General features: G+C 58.9%; 1 protein-coding gene. It reads right to left on the minus strand.

Annotated features, from left to right (window positions below; translation table 11 throughout):
• Positions 1–46: 46 nt before the first annotated feature.
• Complete coding sequence (locus HY30_RS17475) at positions 47–868, minus strand: alpha/beta hydrolase family protein (protein ID WP_034744018.1); 822 nt, start codon at positions 866–868, stop codon at positions 47–49.
• Between the last annotated feature and the right edge of the window lie 177 nt (positions 869–1,045).

Raw genomic sequence — 1,045 nt, forward strand, 5'->3', positions numbered from 1 at the left:
ATCTGGCGGGGCTTTTTCTTTGGGGGCGCAGGAAGAATTGCAGCGATCAATCCGTATCGCGGCGTCGCATCACTGACATAACCGCACTGACCAGCCGGTGCTTGATCAAGTCGCGACGGGGGAGCCTCGCCGCATGCCATATCGAATCGTTCCGGTGAGCCGAGAACCCCAGCGTCTCCGCAAGCCATTGCGCGCGATCAACGCGTGCAGCGTCATTGAGCGCGTGCGTGGCTTCGTATTGCCTGATCTCTTTCGTGCCGGTTGCGGCTTCGTAAAGCGATTGCGCGTTGTCAGCCGTGACGAAGACATCGCGCGCGGCAACCTGAAACAGCAACCTGGCTTTCGACCGGCCAATATGTTGCTCACCGTCATAAGGCTGCAAAGCCAAGCGGTAGGCGTCATCAGGTCTCAGCGACCAGACCGGCGCCAATTGGCCGGGCCCAGCCATTATGACAGCCGCGTACAGTCTGGGATCGGCCGCAACGAATTGACCTGCGAGCGCACCGCCGAGGCTGTGACCCACATAACCAAGCCGGTCAGGATCTACATGTGGCCTTGCGGCCAAGTAGTCGATACCGGCCTTGAGATCATCAATGCATTCCCGGACATATGCGATTGCAATGTCACTTCGGTCGAGCGGCGGAAGACCCTTGCCCCGTGCCCCCATTCCCGGCGCATCGATTGTCAGGCACGTGACACCACACTCCGCGAGCGCCGCAGCCTCGCGCGCAAACGAGAAACGATCTCCGAAACCCCAATGTAAAAAAAGCAGTGCGGGCGTGCGCTCCCCGACGGCTTCAAACAGCAATCCCGAGACGGGACCCTTTGCGCCCGGGTACGAAATATCCTGCTGAACGCTTCCTGCCATAGGACTGCTTCGCTTGATTTTCCAAGTGCCTGCAAATCGAACGCGTTCAGCGCGCCATTTTGCCGACCAAACGAATATAATTCAGAGCGTTGGCTACCTGCAATTGCCCGCGACAGCAATTCCGCTCACTGTGACCTTGTGTCCATGAGGCGCACCCAGCGCGAAGGTATCGTGTAG

The organism is Hyphomonas chukchiensis, from assembly GCF_000682695.1.
GTDB lineage: Bacteria > Pseudomonadota > Alphaproteobacteria > Caulobacterales > Hyphomonadaceae > Hyphomonas > Hyphomonas chukchiensis.

Excerpts from the sequence above, each read along its gene's own strand:
- HY30_RS17475 (WP_034744018.1), bottom strand. The coding sequence starts at position 868 with ATGGCAGGAAGCGTTCAGCAGGATATTTCGTACCCGGGCGCAAAGGGT.